This window comes from Alteromonas pelagimontana (genome assembly GCF_002499975.2).
GTDB lineage: Bacteria > Pseudomonadota > Gammaproteobacteria > Enterobacterales > Alteromonadaceae > Alteromonas > Alteromonas pelagimontana.
The window spans coordinates 308,232-324,784 of sequence record NZ_CP052766.1; the positions used below are offsets into that span (position 1 = coordinate 308,232).

A 16,553-nucleotide genomic window follows, 5' to 3' on the forward strand; every position below is an offset into this window, starting at 1 on the left:
GGAGTTACGATGTTAAAAAGAATGATAATAGTCTTGGGCGCGGCGTTGCTATTTGCCTGCCAGCCGCAGGATGTTCAGCAGAACACTTCACAATCCGAACCTCAACCACTTAAAGTAAAGGCAGTTGTGGTCACAATGTTTGAAATTGGTGAAGACGAGGGCGATAAACCTGGCGAATTCCAGCTGTGGAAAGAGCGCCAGCAACTGACAAAGCGCTATCCATTTCCCCAGTCCCACCACGATATCTTCGCCAACAAGGATACCGGTGTCATTGGAATTGTGACCGGCATGGGTACCGCAAAGGCAACGGCAGCGATCATGGCGTTGGGTTTGGATCCTCGCTTTGATTTAACCCAGGCTTACTGGCTAGTAGCGGGAATCGCCGGAATCGATCCGGCTGACGGGACCATTGGTTCGGCAGTGTGGGCAGATTATTTAATAGACGGCGATCTTGCCCATCAAATTGATGCAAGAGAAATTCCTGAGCAATGGTCCACCGGCTATTTTCCGTTATTTGCAAATGCGCCTTATCCTGCTGATGTAAATTCATCAAAAACTCACCACAAGCCTGCTGGGGAAGTCTACAAGCTCAACGCCAGCTTGAGTCAATGGGCGTTCAATCTCACCAAGGGAATTGTATTACAGGATACTGATGCTATGGTCGAGCTGAGAAACCAGTATAGCGAACACCCCGCAGCAATGGCAGCACCGAAAGTGATGCAAGGTGATCACTTGGCCGCTTCCACTTTCTGGCACGGCAAATTATTAAACCAGTGGGCCAACGACTGGACGGCGTTTTGGACGGATGGTGAAGGCAATTTTGTCACGTCAGGCATGGAAGACACCGGCAGCTATCAGGCCATGCAATATCTTGATGCGGCAGGAAAAGCAGATAAGACAAGGTTTATGGTACTGCGAACAGCGAGTAATTTCACTATGCAACCTCCGGGGCTGACGGCAGCTGAGAACCTTGAGATGGAGAGTTCACAAGCCGGTTACGCCGGTATGCAGCCGGCGCTGGAGGCAGCCTATGTTGTGGGTAGTGCAGTGGTTGATGAACTGGTAAATAAATGGAGCAAATACCAAACTCAGCCTCCACAAAGCGACAAATAACGCTCCTGCGTTACAGGAAGTGTGGCAAGGGGCCGCGGCCCCTTTTCCTCGCACAGCACCCTTCAGGCAGCAGCTATTTTCTCAACCCAATGCGCTTTGGCGCCCTCTTCTAAAAAGCTGGCTTTAAAACTGTTCGTCACCAATTCTCGCAACTGCTTTTCATTCATACCAAGAGACGCTTCAAGCACCTCGTAATTGCGATTGAGATAACCACCAAAATAGGTAGGATCGTCAGAGTTGACTGTTACTAACAGGCCCGCGTCCAGCAAGCGTAAGATATTATGCTGGTTTATGTCATCAACTACACAGAGTTTTAAGTTGCTTAGCGGGCACACCGTCAGAGGGATTTGGCGCTCACGCACCAGCGCTAACAGCGCATCATCTTCTTCACAACGCACGCCATGATCAATGCGATCGATATTCAGCAGGTTGATTGCCTGCCAGATATATTCAGATGGTCCCTCTTCGCCAGCGTGCGCGACAAGCTTGAAACCCAATGCACTGGCTTTAGCAAACACCCGCTCAAACTTTTCCGGCGGATGCCCAAGTTCAGAACTGTCCAGGCCAATGGCGTGAATTTTGTCATAATAAGGTTTAGCGAGTAGCAAGGTATCAATTGCATCAGCTTCGCTTAAGTGGCGCAGGAACGACATGATTAACAAAACACTCATGCCCCACTCCTTTTCGGCTCGTCTGATTGCGCGTTCAAAGCCGCTCATGAAAACGCTAAACGGAACATCTCTTTGCGTATGAGTTTGCGGGTCGAACATGATTTCGCTGTGAACAATATTTTCTTCACGGCAGCGGCAAAGATAAGACCACATTAACTGGTAAAAATCGTCTTCGTCCCTAAGCACATTGGCGCCAGCGTAGTAAATATCCAGAAAACTTTGTAAACTGGAAAATTGGTAAGCCTGCTCTATCTCCCGCACATTCTGGTAGGGCAGCTTAACCTGGTGCTTTTGCGCTAATTCCCACAGTAACCTTGGCTCAAGGCTCCCTTCAATGTGCAAATGTAGCTCTGCTTTTGGTAGATTTTTAATTAGTTGGGTCAGAGACATAATTTTTTCTCACTCATTGAAGCAAATTGTAAGCACACTTATAGCGTCTTCTCTGGGCTAGCAGAAACGCTAGGGTAAAGAAATTTCTGAAAACGCGCCGTGACGGTGCAGCGAATTAGGTCCAGCTCACCAGTATTGTGCACTAACGCTATTTTTCGTTATGATATGTCGCGACTATATCAATAAATAGTTCCGTTAACAGGAAGCATCAACGCAAAGTTGTTCAGTAGCATCCGGTCGATTTTCCCTGGTGGCTGTTATGCTAATCCACAACAAGATCAACACAAAACCGACTATATGGTCAAGTTTTTGCTTTAGGCCATGGCATATAATAATCAATAACTATATTCGCCCAATCTGAGAGTACCTATGATCACCACCTTTCTGGAACGAATCTTTAAGCTTCAGGCCAACGGAACAAACGTTAAGACTGAATGCATTGCGGGTTTAACAACCTTTGCCGCCATGTCTTACATATTGATAGTGAACCCCAGCATTCTTGCCTTAAGCGGTATGCCAGTGACGGGATTAATTACGGTGACAGCGCTGGCCGCTTGCTTCGGTACTCTCTTGATGGCGGCAATGACAAATTATCCGGTTGCACTTGCTCCCGGCATGGGGTTGAACGCCTTTTTTGCATTTACAATCTGTATTTCACGAGAAGTGCCGTGGGAAGCGGCATTAGGAATCGTTTTTTGGAACGGAATTCTGTTTTTGTTGCTTACTTTAACAGGAATAAGAACGAAAATTGCTGAAGCCATACCGTCGGCATTAAAAATAGGAGTGCAATGCGGTATCGGATTATTTATTGCTTTTATCGGCCTGAAAAATGCCGGGTTGGTAGTAGAGCATCCTGCCACCTTTGTAACCATTGGCGATCTTTCTGAACCGGCGGTGTTATTAGCTTTTGCTGGCATCATTATGACAATTGTTTTTGTCATTAAAAAAGTATCGGGCGGCATCCTGCTGTCGATTGTGATTTTATCTCTCATCGGGCTTATCGTGCCTGCCGGCGAGGGTTACCTGACTTCTCATCCGGATCATTTCGTTGGCTTACCTGAACCCGTTACTGATACTTTGTTTGCTATGGATATCTGGTATCCCATCGAACATTTCTCAGCCACCTGGGACTTAATATTTGCGCTAATGTTTGTCAACATGTTCGATACCATTGGCACTCTCATCGGGGTGTCGCGACGAGCCAACTTGTTAACGGACGAGGACAAACTGCCCAAAATAGGCAGTGCAATGACTGCTGATGCCACAGCGAGCGTTGCCGGTGCAGCACTAGGAACATCACCGGTTACCAGCTACGTTGAATCTGCCGCAGGTGTATCCGCAGGCGGACGCACAGGCTTAACCGCAGTAGTGGTAGCAGGATGTTTTCTTCTTGCGCTGTTCTTCACTCCATTAATGAAGGTTATTCCCTTAATGGCCACCACGCCCGCATTGTTAATGGTGGGAATATTTATGATGGACTCTATTCGCCATCTGGATTTCGATGACACAGGAGGACTGGCGACTGCATTCATAGCCTTGATCGCTATGCCGCTGACGTTCAGTATTAGCGAAGGTATTGCCCTGGGCTTTATCACCTACGTAGGTATTAGTTTATCTACAGGCAAAGCCCGGCAGGTAAGCGCAATTACTTATCTGCTAGCGCTGGTGTTTGTGCTCAGGTACTTGTTCGATCTAAAATAAATAGTACTAATCCGCGTTAAACGTAAAAAGCCCGCTTGTCACGGGCTAACATTTTTCTTTCGAAAAGAAGTAAAGTCTGATTACAAGCCTTCATAAGAGAAGGTTACAGCTTTATCAGCCATAAACATGACTTTTATATGCTTTTCGCTCTCCTGCCCCCAAACACAACTAAGCGTGCCCAGCGTTTTTTTGCAGTTGTCCGCCGAGCCCAGCACATCTTCTACTTGCTGCTGCGTCATACCTGCATCCAGTTTCTCATAATTTTCTTTTGATACTTTACTGCATGCGGTGACAAGCAATGCCATTAGCACGCATCCTAACACTTTACATTTCATCACTAACTCCTGTATGAACGTTTTCTGTATCCGGGGTCGGAATGTCTCATTTTGCTTTGGCAGGGAAATGGGAAACCCAGTGGCGGGCAATCTCTTCCCGAGTCGCCAACCATACTTTATCGTGGGAGTTGATATACTCAATAAAGCGCCTAAGTCCCGCCAACCGTGCAGGACGGCCGACAATGCGGCAGTGCAAACCAATCGATAGCATTTTTGGATGGTTTTCTCCTTCCTCAAAGAGTACGTCAAAGGCATCCTTAAGGTACTGAAAGAACTGCTCGCCACTATTAAAGCCTTGCGGAGTCGCAAAGCGCATGTCATTGGTATCCAGTGTATACGGCACCATCAATAACGGTTTGCTGTAGTGGCGATCGTAGTAAGGTAAATCGTCTGCATAAGAATCAGCGCAATATAAAATATCGTCTCTTTCAGCAATCAGTTTCAACGTATTCGGGCTGGTCCTGCCCGTATACCATCCTACTGGTTTTTTTCCGGTAAGCTGTTCATGCAATTGTATGGCATCCGCAATCAATTTACGTTCAGTATTGATGTTCATATCCTGAAAGTGAATCCATCGCATCGCGTGGCTGGCAATCTCCCAGTTCGCATCCAGCATGGCTTTTACCGCTTCGGGATTACGCGCCATCGCCATAGTTACCCCAAACACAGTAACCGGAATACCATAGTGGGTAAATAAACGGTGTAAACGCCAAAATCCGGCACGGCTACCGTATTCGTATATGGATTCCATGCTCAAATGGCGGTCGGTGTATGGCTGGGCGCCAATGATTTCTGATAAGAAGATTTCCGAGTGCTCGTCGCCATGCAAGACGCAGTTCTCACCACCTTCCTCATAGTTAATGACAAATTGCACCGCGATACGTGCGCCTCCAGGCCATTGCGGATGAACAGGATGTTTTCCATAGCCAATGAGATCACGAGGGTAATTAGTGTTATCCAGAGAATTATCCATTCGATGCCGCCCGATATTGGGCTGGAACGGTTAAACCGCAGCCACTTAAAATGGTAGAAATAAGATGAGAGGTAGCATTTTCAAAATCCGCTTTTTTCATTTTGCTACCGCGTAAGCGGGTAACCTGCGCCGAAAAGTCGGCGTAATGCTGCGTGCTTGACCAGATATGAAAAAGCAGATAATGCGGATCAACATTGGACATTTTTCCCTGCGCTATCCATGCATTAATAATGGCTACCCTGCCCCGCATCCATTGCGCATGTTCCTCATCGAAGTAGCGGTTCAGATTAGGGGCGCCGTTAATAATTTCCAGCGCAAAAATTTTTGATGCCGTAGGATGCGTGCGCGACATCTCCATTTTTTCTGCGATATATTCGGCCAGTGTTTCAGCAGGATCATCTTGCGCCGTGGCTAAATCGAACCGCGAATTCCATAAGGACAATGTTTGTTTTAACACGGCAAGATAGAGTTCTTGTTTAGACTTAAAGTAATACAATACGTTGGTTTTAGGAATACCTGCCTGGTCAGCAATCTGCTGGACAGAGGTTCCTTTTAATCCATTCTGTGCAAATACTTTCTCTGCGGCGGCCAGTATATTGACTTTATTTCTTGCCCCAATACCCGCCTCGGTCACTTTATTCAGTGTCATGCTCTTTACGTTTTCCTTGTTTGAGGTCATACCTGAGCTGTGATAATAGTGCCATAGTTAACAAATGTCTCAAGTCAAAGTTCCTCTGGTTTCATTCCTTTACACATTAGCGAAATGAGCACGCATTTTGCTGATTTAATCACTTGTCGGCAAACCATAGCGAATCTTCCGCTAGTTGCACCATATTGGCTCATCCGCTGCCCCACGGTGGGGACATTTTTTAAAACTTTGTCATTTGACCATATGGTCTACTTTTTATCACAAAAGACAGATATAGTAGTGCCTGTATACGTCTATAATTTCTTTGGAGCTCGGTATGATCCGATTTCTTCTTAATCACGAGGTAGTCGAACTGGCAGAATTTGACGCCGGTTTAACTGTGCTCAACTACTTACGCGAACATCGGAAGATGAAAGGTTCCAAAGAAGGATGTGCAGCAGGAGATTGCGGTGCCTGCACCGTTGCTCTGGCCGAACTGACACCTGCTAAAAATTCACTCCATTATCGTACTATTAACAGCTGCATTGCGCTGATGTCTGCCGTTGATGGTAAGCAGCTTATTACTGTAGAGCATCTTTGTGAAGGCGCAACGTTACACCCGGTTCAGCAGGCACTGGTGGATTATCACGGTTCCCAGTGTGGCTTTTGTACGCCGGGATTAGTGATGTCAATGTTTGCGCTTTACCATAAAGATATTCAACCCCATAGGGAACAAGTCAGTTACGCCCTTTCCGGAAATCTTTGCCGGTGTACCGGATACCGCCCCATCATTGATGCGGCAACAGCAGTGTGTACTCATTCTCCTGCCGATAAGTTTAAAAGGAATGAACAACAGACTATAGCTGCGCTAAAAGAATTGCAGAGTAAAGCAGAAACGCCGGAGCGCGGTTTGCTGTTACCGCAAAATCGTGAACAGCTGGCGAGGTTTATCAAAGAGCATCCTGAAGCGCCACTTGTTGCCGGTAACACGGACCTTGGCCTGGAAGTTACGCAGAAGCTAAAGCAGTATGATTGTCTTATCAGTTTATCGCAGGTGGCAGAACTTAAAGAGTGCAGAGAAGACGACGATTGTATTTCTCTTGGTGCTGCGTGTTCCTTAAGCGATATCGAGCCGCACTTACTTGCGGTGTACCCGCAATTGAAAGAGATTCTGGAGCGATTTGCTTCTTTACCTATTCGCAATCAAGCCACTTTAGGCGGAAATTTAGCAAATGCCTCTCCCATTGGAGATATGCCGCCGGTTTTACTGGCGCTGGGTGCCATAGTTGTCGTAGATAACGGTGAGAAAAGTCGCAACATTCCGGTAAGTAAGCTGTTTACCAGCTATCGGCAAACGGTGCTTTGCAGCAACGAATGGATCAGCCGCATTTTAATACCGAAACCTGCAGCGCCTTATCTGCTAAGGGCTTATAAAGTGTCAAAACGGTTCGAAGACGATATTTCAGCCGTGTGTGCGGTATTTCATCTTTACGTGGAAGACGGAGTAATTAAAAAGGTCGCTAGCGGTTTCGGTGGCGTTGCTGTTACTCCTGTCTCCTGCGAAGCCTTGCATCAGGCACTGGTAGGCAAACGCTGGAGTAGCGCAGAGTGTATTGCTATTGGCAAAGAAATTTTAATGCAGGCATTTTCCCCTATTGATGATGTCAGAGCCACAGCTGAATATCGAAATCAGTTATTAGGTAACCTGTGGCATCGGTTTTGGCTGGAGAACCAGCAAGATAATCACATAGAAACGCGGGTGGTGACTTATGCGTAAGCTTATCGACCAAGGGCTGCCAAGTGTCATTTCCAGCCCAATACATCAATCTTCTCCACATGAAAGCGCCATTCGTCAGGTAGCAGGAGCAGCCCGTTATGTTGACGATATACCCGAACCTATAGGCACTTGTTATACCGCTATTGGTACCTGTCCTGTTGCCGCAGGTCAGCTTCGGCACCTGGATTTATCAGCGGTTAAAGCCAGTCCTGGTGTAGTTGATGTGATCACGCTAGCCGATATACCCGGTCACAAAGACATTGCGCCAGTTTTTGACGGCGATCCTGTATTCGTTGATGATCAGATTAAATTTCTGGGACAACCTGCGTTTGCGGTATTAGCAAAGACAATGGTTGAAGCGCGTCGCGCCGCATTACTGGCAAAATACGATATTCAACCAGAGCAGCCCATGTTCAGCGTTCAGGAAGCCGTGGACAGCCAGCACTTTGTCCGTCCCACTCACCAGATGAAGCAAGGGCAGTTTAGCGCGGCCTACAAAAAGGCGCCGTTAAAACTAACGGGGCAACTGAACATCGGCGGGCAGGAGCATATGTACCTGGAAGGTCAGGTTGCCCTTGCCATACCCGAAGAAGAAGACAGAATGCTGGTATGCACATCCAGTCAGCATCCCAGCGAAGTACAGAAACTGGTGGCTGAAGTACTGGACGTAAAACTCCATAAAGTTACGGTAGACATGCGACGTATGGGCGGCGGGTTTGGCGGTAAAGAAACACAAGCAGCTCAATGGGCTTGCATTGCTGCTGTATTAGCGCAGCGTAACCGTTGTGCAGTAAAGCTGCGGTTACCTCGCCAACAAGACATGACCGTAACAGGTAAGCGTCACCCGTTTGAAAACAGCTATAAAGTCGGTTTCGACGAAGCTGGGCGTCTGCTTGCTACTCACGTGGTGGTGAATGGCAATTGTGGACACTCGGCTGACCTTTCAGAAGCCATTGTCGATCGCGCCATGTTTCATGTTGATAACGGTTATTATCTTGGTGCCAGCGACGTTATAGGCCATAGAGCCAAAACCAGCTTCGTTTCTCACACCGCATTTCGCGGGTTTGGCGGCCCCCAGGGTATGATTATGGCCGAAGCAATGATGGATGCCATTGCCCGCAAAACCCGTCAGGATCCGCTGACGGTAAGAAAGCTAAATCTCTACGGCCCCTCCACCGGCAATACCACCCATTATGGTATGGATGTGGGGAATAATTTGCTGCCAGAAATGATTGCCGCGTTAGAATCATCCAGCGACTACTGGCAGCGCCGTGAAGCGCTCCTTCAGTTCAACCAGAACAGTCCCGTTATCAAGAAGGGCCTTGCACTCACCCCCGTAAAATTTGGCATTTCATTTACTGCCAAACATTTAAACCAAGCCGGCGCACTGGTACACATTTATACCGATGGCAGTATCCAGATAAGCCATGGCGGTACTGAAATGGGCCAGGGTTTACACACCAAAATAGCACAAATTGTTGCCCATGAGTTCGGTGTGGATCTCGCTCAGGTTGAGGTTACCTCTACCCGCACTGACAAAGTGCCGAATACTTCACCGACAGCGGCATCAAGCGGTACCGATCTCAATGGTAAAGCTGCGCAAAATGCGTGTTTGATTATTAAAACACGTCTTGCAGAATTTTATGCTCAGAAAGTAAAAGGGAACGCTGAAGACGCCGTGTTCGCTGATCACATGCTTACCCTGGGTGAAAAGAGCATTTCCTGGGGCGCTCTGATTCAGGAGGCATATTTTGCCAGAGTGTCACTTTCGTCTACCGGATACTACAAAACGCCTAAAATTCACTATAATCGTGACACGGGCAACGGCAGACCTTTTTTCTACTTTTCGTACGGTGTGGCTGCATCAGAGGTAAGCGTGGACACCCTTACCGGCGAATACAAAGTGGATCGCGTCGACGTTCTGCATGATGTGGGTTGTAGTTTAAATCCCGCCATTGATTTAGGACAAATTGAAGGCGCATTTATTCAAGGTATGGGATGGCTCACAACCGAAGAATTATTGTGGAACGATAAAGGCAAACTGATAAGCGAAAACATGGCCACTTACAAAATCCCGGCAATAGGAGATACGCCGAAACACATGCAAATCACGCTGTACCAGCGCCCTAATGAAGAAGACAGTATTTATCATTCTAAAGCCGTGGGTGAACCACCTTTCATGTTAGCGATTTCGGTGTGGTGCGCAATTAAAGACGCCATTTCCAGCATCAGTGGTTATGCGGTTGATCCTCAATTAGATACCCCTGCCACACCAGAAAAAGTGCTGCGTGCGGTGAACGCGGTCACGGCATTGTCTTCATGAAGCCGACAACCTGGTTTGACGCCCTCCATCAATCCCATCAACGCGGAGAAAGCTACGTGCTTGTCACCGTGTTGACCGTGGCAGGTTCGGCGCCAAGAGAAGCTGGCACCAAGATGGTGGTTACGGCAGCGACGCAGTACGACACTATTGGAGGCGGCCATTTAGAATATATCGCTATTGATCAGGCGCGAACATTGCTGGCAGCGAATCAGGAACAACAGCATATTGAGTCATTTCCGCTCAGTGCCAAGTTGGGGCAATGTTGTGGTGGCGCAGTCAAACTATTGTTTGAAGTGAAAGTGCAACACTGCCAGCACGTCGCGGTGTTTGGTGCGGGGCATGTAGCCAAAGCGCTGGTGCCACTGCTGGCGCAGTTACCGTTGCAAATCCTGTGGATTGACAGTCGCGCTGCAGAATTTCAGGACATGAACTGCCCGGCTAATGTTCGCATTATCATTGATGATGATCCGGTGGGCGAAATCACAGCACTGCCAGAAAACTGCTGGCTCATTATTCTGACTCATGACCATCAGTTGGATTATGCCCTGGTAGACGCCGCGCTTAAAGCGAATCGATTTGAATACATCGGCATGATTGGTTCTGATACCAAGGCCAGACGCTTTAGAACCCGGCTTCTCAATAAGGGCTACAGCAAAAAGGCGCTTCATCGGCTGGTCAGCCCTATCGGCGATCCCTCAATTGGTGGTAAACGTCCTATTGAAGTGGCAATTTCAATAGGTGCGCAAATTATTCGCCGGCTTCACGATTGCGAGTCAGAACCAGGATTGCTAAAACAAAAAAATGATCAGGTAGATGTACATGACCTTAGATGAACTAAATAACGTGTCCTGGCAAACCGCCAACGATTGGTTTACCCAAACCTGCGCTGCACGTCGCTGGAGTGAGAAAATGACAAACGGACGGCCTTACAACAGTTTGGAAGCCGTTAACGACGCCGCGCAACGCCATTGGGCAACAATGGAAAAAGAAGACTTTCTGGAAGCTTTCGCTGCGCATCCGATGATAGGAGACATAAATAGTCTACGCAGCAAATTTGCCAACACCCGTAGCATGGCCGCCAATGAACAACAGGGTGCAAGTGTTGCCGACGAACAGACGCTTAGCAGCCTGCGCGATCATAATTTAACGTATCAGGAAAAACACGGATTTATATTTATTATCTTTGCCTCAGGTCTGGATGCCGACACCATGTTAAACGCATTGAAAACCCGCATTAACAATAGTACCAATACTGAAATACAAAACGCTGCAGTAGAGCAACTCAAGATAACACAACTTCGAATTGTTAAAGGCTTAGCCAATCAACAGGGGGTTCTATGAATACACTGTCCAGCCATGTGCTAGATACTACTGCCGGTGCACCGGCTTCAGGTATTGCCATTACATTAACTTCGCCCAACGGCAAACGCTACGAAGGCGAAACTGACGAAGATGGGCGTTGCAAAACCTGGGGGGTAGAACGCCTTGCTGCCGGCACTTACAGCCTCCGTTTTCATTGCGAAGAATACCTGCTCTTCCACCATGGTAAGAGCTTTTATCCGTTTGTGGATATTCATTTTATTTTAGAGGAAGACGGTGGGCATTATCATGTTCCCTTGCTGATTTCCCCTTTTGGTTTTAGTAGTTACCGGGGTAGCTAGTGCTCAAACAACAATTATTTCGCGCATCCATTTTACATTTTCCCCACGCCACCACAGACCCAAAAAACGAGGTGGAGTACATTGAAGATGGTGCGTTGGTCATTGAAGGGGAAAGGATATTGGCTACGGGAGATTTCGCCTCCGTACATCAGCAATACTCAACTGCACAGGTGAATGACTATCGAGGGAAGTGGATTGTCCCTGGGTTTATTGACAGTCACTTACATTATCCGCAAACAGAAATGATTGGGTGTTATGGCAGTCAGCTGCTTACCTGGTTAGAAAACTTTACTTTTCCTACAGAACAGAAGTTTGCTGATGACGATTATGCCAGAAAAATTGCAGAGGTTTTTCTTAACCAGTTACTAAAAAACGGCACCACCACCGGATTGGTGTTTTCCAGCGTTCACAAATCTGCCACAGATATTTTGTTTGACGTTGCTAATGAAATGAAGATGGCTTTGGTAACAGGAAAAGTCTGCATGGACAGAAACTGCCCGGAATTTTTGCGTGATACAGCAGACTCTGCGCATCAGGAAAGCGCCCAACTGATTGAAAAGTGGCATGGTAAAGGCCGTAATTATTATGCGCTAACCCCCCGCTTTGCCCCTACCAGCAGTGATCATCAACTGGGAGCACTGGCAGAACTGGCAGCACAATTTCCTGATGTGTTTATACAAACTCACTTATCTGAAAACCTTGAAGAAGTTGAGTGGGTAAAATCTCTTTTTCCCCACGCGAAAGGCTATCTGGATGTATATGACAAATATAATCTGGTGCGGGAGCGCGCGACTTTTGGGCACTGTCTGCACCTGACCGATGAGGAGTGGCAGCGCATGGCGCAAGCCAAGGCCACTATTGCGTTTTGCCCTACCTCCAATTTATTTTTAGGCAGCGGCCTCTTTGACATGGCCCGGGCTAAACAGGAAAAAATTCACGTTACTTTAGGCACCGATGTCGGCGGCGGCACCGGCTTTAACATGTTGCGCACCTATGGTGAAGCCTACAAAGTCTGCCAACTTAAAAATTATCCTCTCGCCCCCATGGAAGGACTGTACATGATGACACAAGGCGCAGCAGTTGCGCATAAACTGGAGACCTCCGTGGGCAATCTTAACCCCGGAACTCATGCCGATTTCGTGGTACTGGAACCTCAATTCGATGAACTCACCCGTTTGCGCCTGAACCGTTCGTGTTCTGCTGAAGACATGGTGTTTGCCATGAGTATGCTGGCAGACGATCGCGCCACATTCGAAACCTGGGTTGCCGGCACAAAACGCTATTCTAAAGAAAAGGAGTTTGCTGATGCCATGGCTTGACTGGCTGTCGCTGTTTGTCCGCTGGTTTCATGTTGTTGCCGGGGTAGCATGGATTGGCGCCTCTTTTTATTTTATCTGGTTAGATAACAGCTTGCGCTCGCCGCCTGAATGGAAACAGAAAAAAGGCATTAAAGGGGACTTATGGGCCATTCACGGCGGCGGTTTCTACGAGGTCGGAAAATACGCCTATGGCCCAGAGAAAATGCCGGAAACACTTCATTGGTTTAAATGGGAAGCGTATTCTACCTGGCTAAGCGGCTTTTTCCTGCTGATAATCGTTTATTATTTCGGCGCGTCTGCGTATCTCATTGATCCACGAGTAAACGCCATGGACGAGGGTCAGGCGGTGACTTTGGGCCTAGTCCTTATCTTCGGTGGCCTGGCATTATATGAAGGCGCGTGTCGTAGCCCGTTAGCACGTTATCCTAAAGCGTTTGCCGTCGTTCTTATTGCAATGATTGCCCTTGCAAGCTGGCTGGCAGCACATTGGTTTAGTGGTCGCGGAGCCTACATTCATGTGGGCGCGCTAATTGGCACTATCATGGTGGGAAACGTATTTTTAAACATCATGCCAAACCAGCGTAAAATGGTAGCGGCCGTAGCCGAGAAACGGGAAATCGATCCTACCTGGGGCGCGGGCGCTAAATTACGTTCCGTGCACAATAATTATTTTACCCTGCCGGTTCTGTTTATCATGATCAGCAATCACTATCCTATGACGTACCAGCATGAATGGAACTGGCTGGTGCTACTGCTAATCATGGCTATTTCAGCCTGGATCCGTCACTTTTTTAATTTGCGTCATCTAGGTATTGTTAAACCCGGCATTTTAATTTCAGGCGCAGTGGCAATGCTGGCACTAACGCTTTGGGTTTCGTGGCCGCAAAAAGCGGTGCAAGAGACTTCAACATCTTCGGTGGTGGTAGATAGTGACGGCCAGACAACACTCAGTAGCGGTCGGAAAAAAAATCCATCAGCACCCACCGATGAACAGGCGTTTGCTCTAATTACACAACACTGTCAAAGCTGTCATTCTGCATCCCCCACCGATAATATATTCAAAGTGGCACCGCTAGGGGTAAGGCTTGATACGTGGGAGGACGTTGAGCGTTATGCACCGCAAATTATACGCCGCGCCACTGTCACCAAAGATATGCCATTTATGAACAAAACCGGCATGACGCAGGAAGAGCGACAACAGTTAGCCAACTGGTACGCCAGCTTCAGCGACAAATCGCAATTTCCCAATCAATACAAAAAGAAAACAGCTAGCAATGCAAAGGCTTATTAAGCCTTTGCGCATTCTGCTTCTTTAGTAAAGGCTCGCTCCTTCTAAAACGAAATAGGCAAACGCTGCTCGAATAGTTCGCATGGTGGTAAGGGAAGCCCGCGCCGAACCTGTGGTCAGCATCTTCATCTTTTTTGGCTTCGCTCGCCAGCTACAACTTATTCGTCATTTATTTACTCCAGAGACATTCCTGAGGGAGGCGTTGACAACAATGAAATTACAGCCATAGTGATATCAAAATGATATCACAAGGAGTTTATTTATGAACGAAAAGCAAGGATTTTCCATTAACGGATACATTATGGCGCTGGTGCTACTACCTGTTGCTCAGCTTGCGACTGTTTACTGGCTGCTGCAATCTGGTGGCGTAGCGCCTGCTATTGCCGTAATTATTATAACCCTGTTGTGGTGCGGCTTTTTTATGGTGCAGCCCAATCAAGGCAAGGTATTTACGTTATTCGGCAGCTATGTCGGAACTGAGCGGAACACCGGCCTGCGTTGGACCATACCGCTGTTCCTGCGTCGAACAGTGTCATTACGAATTCGAAATTTTGAAAGTGCAAAAATGAAGGTAAACGATAATCAGGGCAACCCGATAGAAATTGCAGCGATTATCGTCTGGTCTGTCAGTGATACAGCTGAAGCCGTGTTTGAAGTTGACGACTACGAAAGCTACGTTACTATTCAAAGCGAGTCTGCAATTCGAAATATGGCCAGCAGTTTCCCCTATGATCCTCGCGATGATGAAGAAGCAGAAGTGGCATTACGTAGTCATCCTATTGAGATTTCTTCCCGACTTCAGCAAGAGATCCAGGACCGTTTGTCCCGCGCCGGAATTACCGTTCACGAAGCGCGAATCAGTCACCTCGCTTACGCTCAGGAAATTGCCAGCGCTATGCTTCAACGTCAACAAGCCGCTGCTATTATTGCTGCCAGAAGCAAAATTGTCGAAGGTGCGGTAGGAATGGTAGAAATGGCGCTAGCCAAACTAAGCGAACAACAAATAGTTGAGCTTGATGAAGAGCGTAAAGCGCATATGGTGAGCAATTTACTGGTGGTGCTATGTGGAGATAAAGCGGCTCAACCCATTATAAACAGCGGCAGTCTCTATTAATTATGACTTACAGGCAAACGGATGACCGATAAAAAAAAGGCTTATCCCCTTAGAATTAATGCCAATGTGTTGGCTGCAATGCAACGCTGGGCTGATGATGAGCTGCGTAGTGTAAACGGACAAATTGAATATGTGCTGCGGGAAGCACTGCTAAAGCAACATCGTATTAAACTGGTGGAAAAAGTGGTGCTTGAAGTAGAAGAAGTAAATCCTTCAGCTAAAGATATACCTGATTCTTAAGGTCAGGGGCAAGATAAACTGTCTGAGGCGCAAACATGTGTTAAATCATGATTGCGCCGTTCAAAGCTTAACTAACTGCTAAATAAAAAGAGAAGATAAGGTAACAAAGATAATTGAATATCGAATAACACTACCGGCGTGAAGCCTTTGAGAATGGTGCGTCTAGCCTGATTCGAACAGGCGACCTCTACCATGTCAAGACATGAATCAAAAGGGTTGATAATCGTTGTATCACATAATTCCCAACAAAATCAACTAAAAGACCTTTACCCCAATCTATTTAGCCTACTTTTTACTTGAATTTGGTCACAAATTAGCCACAATCTAAAAGTACTTAAAACGCATAAAAATCATCAAACTTTCGCTATATAAAGAGAACTTTGGTACTCGAATATCGGCTATATGCGCTCAAAGAGAACTCATCTCATGGCATTTAGGTCGCAGAAAAAGCGTCGAAAAGTACTCAATGTAGCGCATATAAGTCGCTAGAAAGTATACATTTTCGGCGTAAAAGTGACGCAGAATTGTCACCAAAACTAGCTCAACTTTGATCACAAAATTACGCAAAACTTGCGCAAATTTGACACAAATGAGGACCACGGATTGGACAGTGAATTAGATAAGTTCAACGAAAAAATTTTGGACGGTTTAGATTTCAGAAAAATTTTAATTTCTGAAATAGCTTTTGATGACGTCATCCATTCGCTTTTTGCTTCAGCCAATCCTGTTGCAGGTATACGAACGACATCGGACAATAACGACAAAGAAGCAACGCTTTATAATCTGCTCGCGTTGCAATCACCTATAATTTGTTACCGCTTCAGAAAAAATTATCGCGCGCTAACTGGTACCTTTACACTCGCCTCATTGCAACATGCTCAAGTTAAACTGCGGTTACAAGAAGATGCCAAGATACCTGTCTTCATTCTAGAAAAGAAACCTAGTGAGTCAGTTAAGAAAGCTATGACGTGCTCCAATAGATTCACACACCCAGTTAAGAGATAATTAACTCAACTGGAG

Annotated in this window: 16 protein-coding genes; 12 read left to right on the forward strand and 4 right to left on the reverse strand. The window is 46.9% G+C overall.

What is annotated here, in order from left to right; all coding sequences use genetic code 11:
* Nucleotides 1-9: 9 nt before the first annotated feature.
* On the forward strand, nt 10-1,113 hold the full coding sequence (locus tag CA267_RS01380; RefSeq protein WP_083638403.1) for a purine nucleoside permease: 1,104 nt from the start codon (nt 10-12) through the stop codon (nt 1,111-1,113).
* A gap of 62 nt (nt 1,114-1,175) precedes the next feature.
* Here CA267_RS01380 and CA267_RS01385 read toward each other — a convergent pair whose 3' ends face one another.
* Nucleotides 1,176-2,174 (reverse strand): adenosine deaminase, encoded by a 999-nt coding sequence (locus CA267_RS01385; protein ID WP_075609130.1) that lies wholly within the window; start codon nt 2,172-2,174, stop codon nt 1,176-1,178.
* A 369-nt stretch (nt 2,175-2,543) separates the two neighbouring features.
* Between CA267_RS01385 and CA267_RS01390 the strand changes: the two genes are divergently transcribed.
* Nucleotides 2,544-3,875, forward strand: a complete 1,332-nt coding sequence (locus CA267_RS01390; RefSeq protein WP_075609129.1) for an NCS2 family permease — start codon at nt 2,544-2,546, stop codon at nt 3,873-3,875.
* Nucleotides 3,876-3,955: 80 nt separating this feature from the next.
* Here the strand turns inward: CA267_RS01390 and CA267_RS01395 are convergent, their stop codons facing one another.
* From CA267_RS01395 to CA267_RS01405, 3 genes are read right to left on the reverse strand one after another with little or no spacing between them, the layout of a single operon-like run.
* Nucleotides 3,956-4,210, reverse strand: a complete 255-nt coding sequence (locus CA267_RS01395; protein ID WP_075609128.1) for a DUF3862 domain-containing protein — start codon at nt 4,208-4,210, stop codon at nt 3,956-3,958.
* Between the two features lie 46 nt (nt 4,211-4,256).
* Entirely contained in the window at nt 4,257-5,183 is a 927-nt protein-coding gene (gene puuE / locus CA267_RS01400; RefSeq protein ID WP_075609127.1) for an allantoinase PuuE, read from the reverse strand.
* On the reverse strand, nt 5,176-5,832 hold the full coding sequence (locus CA267_RS01405) for a TetR/AcrR family transcriptional regulator (RefSeq protein WP_075609126.1): 657 nt from the start codon (nt 5,830-5,832) through the stop codon (nt 5,176-5,178). Before CA267_RS01405 ends, puuE begins: the two co-directional genes overlap by 8 nt.
* A gap of 316 nt (nt 5,833-6,148) precedes the next feature.
* Here CA267_RS01405 and xdhA point away from each other — a divergent pair, with 316 nt between their 5' ends.
* The 10 genes from xdhA to CA267_RS01455 all read left to right on the forward strand — a co-directional run bounded on the left by xdhA (nt 6,149) and on the right by CA267_RS01455 (nt 16,538).
* Nucleotides 6,149-7,588, forward strand: coding sequence for a xanthine dehydrogenase small subunit (gene xdhA / locus CA267_RS01410; protein WP_075609125.1), 1,440 nt, complete (start codon nt 6,149-6,151; stop codon nt 7,586-7,588).
* A complete protein-coding gene (gene xdhB / locus CA267_RS01415; RefSeq protein WP_075609124.1) occupies nt 7,581-9,911 on the forward strand; it encodes a xanthine dehydrogenase molybdopterin binding subunit in 2,331 nt (776 codons plus the stop codon). The genes xdhA and xdhB overlap by 8 nt, the downstream gene beginning before the upstream one ends.
* A complete protein-coding gene (gene xdhC, locus CA267_RS01420; protein WP_075609123.1) occupies nt 9,908-10,744 on the forward strand; it encodes a xanthine dehydrogenase accessory protein XdhC in 837 nt (278 codons plus the stop codon). The genes xdhB and xdhC overlap by 4 nt, the downstream gene beginning before the upstream one ends.
* Nucleotides 10,731-11,252: a 2-oxo-4-hydroxy-4-carboxy-5-ureidoimidazoline decarboxylase gene (gene uraD / locus CA267_RS01425; protein ID WP_075609122.1), complete on the forward strand. Its 522-nt coding sequence runs from the start codon at nt 10,731-10,733 to the stop codon at nt 11,250-11,252. Before xdhC ends, uraD begins: the two co-directional genes overlap by 14 nt.
* Entirely contained in the window at nt 11,249-11,572 is a 324-nt protein-coding gene (gene uraH, locus CA267_RS01430; protein ID WP_075609121.1) for a hydroxyisourate hydrolase, read from the forward strand. Before uraD ends, uraH begins: the two co-directional genes overlap by 4 nt.
* Nucleotides 11,572-12,891, forward strand: coding sequence for a guanine deaminase (gene guaD / locus CA267_RS01435; protein WP_075609120.1), 1,320 nt, complete (start codon nt 11,572-11,574; stop codon nt 12,889-12,891). Before uraH ends, guaD begins: the two co-directional genes overlap by 1 nt.
* Nucleotides 12,878-14,182, forward strand: a complete 1,305-nt coding sequence (locus CA267_RS01440; RefSeq protein WP_075609119.1) for a urate hydroxylase PuuD — start codon at nt 12,878-12,880, stop codon at nt 14,180-14,182. Before guaD ends, CA267_RS01440 begins: the two co-directional genes overlap by 14 nt.
* Before the next feature lie 259 nt (nt 14,183-14,441).
* On the forward strand, nt 14,442-15,293 hold the full coding sequence (locus CA267_RS01445) for an SPFH domain-containing protein (RefSeq protein WP_075609118.1): 852 nt from the start codon (nt 14,442-14,444) through the stop codon (nt 15,291-15,293).
* A 21-nt stretch (nt 15,294-15,314) separates the two neighbouring features.
* Nucleotides 15,315-15,533, forward strand: coding sequence for a hypothetical protein (locus CA267_RS01450; protein WP_075609117.1), 219 nt, complete (start codon nt 15,315-15,317; stop codon nt 15,531-15,533).
* A gap of 603 nt (nt 15,534-16,136) precedes the next feature.
* Entirely contained in the window at nt 16,137-16,538 is a 402-nt protein-coding gene (locus tag CA267_RS01455; protein WP_174764368.1) for a hypothetical protein, read from the forward strand.
* The last annotated feature ends 15 nt before the right edge of the window (nt 16,539-16,553 follow it).

What these genes read in the sequence shown, in the direction of transcription:
- CA267_RS01450 (WP_075609117.1), top strand. Translation starts at nt 15,315, where the DNA reads ATGACCGATAAAAAAAAGGCTTATCCCCTTAGAATTAATGCCAATGTG.
- xdhC (WP_075609123.1), top strand. Translation starts at nt 9,908, where the DNA reads ATGAAGCCGACAACCTGGTTTGACGCCCTCCATCAATCCCATCAACGC.
- CA267_RS01405 (WP_075609126.1), bottom strand. Translation starts at nt 5,832, where the DNA reads ATGACACTGAATAAAGTGACCGAGGCGGGTATTGGGGCAAGAAATAAA.
- xdhA (WP_075609125.1), top strand. Translation starts at nt 6,149, where the DNA reads ATGATCCGATTTCTTCTTAATCACGAGGTAGTCGAACTGGCAGAATTT.
- uraH (WP_075609121.1), top strand. Translation starts at nt 11,249, where the DNA reads ATGAATACACTGTCCAGCCATGTGCTAGATACTACTGCCGGTGCACCG.
- CA267_RS01395 (WP_075609128.1), bottom strand. Translation starts at nt 4,210, where the DNA reads ATGAAATGTAAAGTGTTAGGATGCGTGCTAATGGCATTGCTTGTCACC.
- puuE (WP_075609127.1), bottom strand. Translation starts at nt 5,183, where the DNA reads ATGGATAATTCTCTGGATAACACTAATTACCCTCGTGATCTCATTGGC.
- CA267_RS01385 (WP_075609130.1), bottom strand. Translation starts at nt 2,174, where the DNA reads ATGTCTCTGACCCAACTAATTAAAAATCTACCAAAAGCAGAGCTACAT.
- CA267_RS01380 (WP_083638403.1), top strand. Translation starts at nt 10, where the DNA reads ATGTTAAAAAGAATGATAATAGTCTTGGGCGCGGCGTTGCTATTTGCC.
- CA267_RS01445 (WP_075609118.1), top strand. Translation starts at nt 14,442, where the DNA reads ATGAACGAAAAGCAAGGATTTTCCATTAACGGATACATTATGGCGCTG.
- CA267_RS01390 (WP_075609129.1), top strand. Translation starts at nt 2,544, where the DNA reads ATGATCACCACCTTTCTGGAACGAATCTTTAAGCTTCAGGCCAACGGA.
- uraD (WP_075609122.1), top strand. Translation starts at nt 10,731, where the DNA reads ATGACCTTAGATGAACTAAATAACGTGTCCTGGCAAACCGCCAACGAT.
- xdhB (WP_075609124.1), top strand. Translation starts at nt 7,581, where the DNA reads ATGCGTAAGCTTATCGACCAAGGGCTGCCAAGTGTCATTTCCAGCCCA.
- CA267_RS01440 (WP_075609119.1), top strand. Translation starts at nt 12,878, where the DNA reads ATGCCATGGCTTGACTGGCTGTCGCTGTTTGTCCGCTGGTTTCATGTT.